The organism is Vallitalea sediminicola (assembly GCF_054408565.1).
In genome coordinates, this window is record NZ_BTPT01000361.1 from 1 (window position 1) to 212 (window position 212).

General features: G+C 19.8%; 1 protein-coding gene. It reads right to left on the reverse strand.

Features of this window, described 5'->3' with window-relative positions:
* A partial coding sequence (locus ACX6CF_RS27055; RefSeq protein ID WP_458788473.1) for a hypothetical protein occupies window positions 1-181 on the reverse strand: 181 nt, incomplete at its 3' end.
* Window positions 182-212: the final 31 nt, after the last annotated feature.

Genomic DNA, 212 nt, shown 5'->3' on the forward strand with positions numbered 1-212 from the left:
ATTCTTCTATACATAAACTATCTTTATATAATAGATTTAATTCATTCAAATAAATTGAACTCATTTTATCAAATTCACAATACCCATGTTTATTAACATAATCATGAATATTCATCTCAAATTTTGTTATAACATTCATATTAAAAATTATATATAATATTGATTCTATACGTTTAGACAACAGTAATCTCTTTCTCATAACATCATTTTCT